Below are 1,998 nucleotides of genomic sequence, written 5' to 3'. Positions count from 1 at the left end.
GCAACGTCGTCATCGACAAGTCGTTCGGCGCCCCGCGCATCACCAAGGACGGCGTCACCGTCGCCAAGGAGATCGAGCTTGAGGACAAGTTCGAGAACATGGGCGCCCAGATGGTCCGCGAAGTCGCTTCGAAGACCAACGACATCGCCGGCGACGGCACGACCACCGCTACCGTTCTCGCCCAGGCGATCGTGCAGGAGGGCAACAAGGCCGTTGCCGCCGGCATGAACCCGATGGACCTCAAGCGCGGCATCGACCTCGCCGTCGGTGAAGTCGTCGCCGCTCTCGGCAAGGCCGCCAAGAAGATCAAGACCTCCGAGGAAGTCGCCCAGGTCGGCACGATCTCGGCCAATGGCGACGAGTCGGTCGGCAAGATGATCGCGGAAGCGATGCAGAAGGTCGGCAACGAAGGCGTCATCACCGTCGAGGAAGCCAAGACCGCCGAGACCGAGCTGGAAGTCGTCGAAGGCATGCAGTTCGACCGCGGCTACCTCTCGCCCTACTTCGTCACCAACGCCGACAAGATGGTCGCCGATCTGGAAGACGCCTACATCCTGCTGCACGAGAAGAAGCTCTCCAACCTGCAGGCCATGCTGCCGGTCCTTGAGGCTGTCGTTCAGACCTCGAAGCCGCTGCTCATCATCTCGGAAGACGTCGAAGGCGAGGCCCTGGCCACGCTGGTCGTCAACAAGCTGCGCGGTGGCCTGAAGATCGCCGCCGTCAAGGCTCCGGGCTTCGGTGACCGCCGCAAGGCCATGCTGGAAGACATCGCCATCCTGACCGGTGGCCAGGTCATCTCGGAAGACCTCGGCATCAAGCTCGAGAATGTCGGCCTCAACATGCTCGGCCGCGCCAAGAAGGTGTCGATCTCCAAGGAGAACACCACCATCGTCGACGGCGCCGGCAAGAAGGCCGAGATCCAGGGCCGCGTTGCCCAGATCAAGCAGCAGATCGAAGAGACCACTTCGGACTACGACAAGGAGAAGCTGCAGGAACGTCTGGCGAAGCTCGCCGGCGGCGTTGCGGTGATCCGCGTCGGCGGTGCGACGGAAGTCGAAGTCAAGGAAAAGAAGGACCGCGTCGATGACGCCCTCAACGCGACCCGCGCGGCCGTCGAAGAAGGCATCGTTGCTGGTGGTGGCGTCGCGCTGCTGCGCGCTTCGGCCAACATCAAGGCCACCGGCGTCAATGCCGACCAGGCCGCCGGCATCAACATCGTGCGTCGTGCGCTTCAGGCTCCGGCCCGCCAGATCGCGGCCAACGCCGGTGCGGAAGCATCGATCGTTGCCGGCAAGATCCTTGAGAACAAGGGCGCGACCTTCGGCTACAACGCCCAGACCGGCGAGTATGGCGACATGATCGCCATGGGTATCGTCGATCCGGTCAAGGTTGTCCGTACGGCTCTTCAGGACGCGGCCTCGGTCGCCGGCCTGCTGGTCACCACCGAAGCCATGATCGCGGAGGCTCCGAAGAAGGAGTCGGCTGGCGGCGGCATGCCTGGCGGCATGGGCGGCGGCGGCATGGGCGGCATGGGCGGCATGGATTTCTAATCCAGCTCTGGCAGCTTTCGCAACGAGAGGGCGGCATCAATGCCGCCCTCTTTTTTTGCGAACCTCGGTCCGATGAACGATCGACGCCAACGCCGGCCATCGGCGTTAGGGCAACCTCAAAAGAACTGTCGAGTTGGTTGCGCGCGGCTTTGCGTCATCAGAGGCGCAAGGCGGTCGCGTGTGAGGATTGCGCGCTCCCATAGGCGGTTTCGGCATGTGCCTCGCCTTCGACATCGACATTGCGGCCAAGCAGGAAATCGGCGGCTTTCGAGGCATGGCTTGCGGCGCGGAAGATGGCGCGGTTGTCCTCGCGCAAAACCGTCAGTTATCCGCAGCAGCCCATAATGTGAAGGAACGCGGCTACAACGCTTGAAACCCGCTGGATGCGGCGTTCGCGGACCGGGATTTGCTCAGCATTATTTTCGGTCGAACCTTTGCTGTCGTTTTG

General features: G+C 63.3%; 2 protein-coding genes. One reads left to right on the top strand and one right to left on the bottom strand.

Annotated features, from left to right (window positions below):
* Positions 1 to 1,550: chaperonin GroEL (gene groL, locus EOA23_RS34195; protein WP_127307270.1), on the top strand; the 1,550-nt coding region annotated here is incomplete at its 5' end.
* Positions 1,551 to 1,707: 157 nt separating this feature from the next.
* Here the strand turns inward: groL and EOA23_RS36165 are convergent.
* Entirely contained in the window at positions 1,708 to 1,866 is a 159-nt protein-coding gene (locus EOA23_RS36165) for a hypothetical protein (RefSeq protein ID WP_210212522.1), read from the bottom strand.
* Positions 1,867 to 1,998: the final 132 nt, after the last annotated feature.

Origin of the sequence: Mesorhizobium sp. M2A.F.Ca.ET.042.01.1.1, assembly GCF_003997405.1 — a bacterium.
In the GTDB taxonomy this organism is placed as follows: Bacteria; Pseudomonadota; Alphaproteobacteria; order Rhizobiales; family Rhizobiaceae; genus Mesorhizobium.
This window is presented reverse-complemented; position numbering and strand designations above follow the sequence as displayed.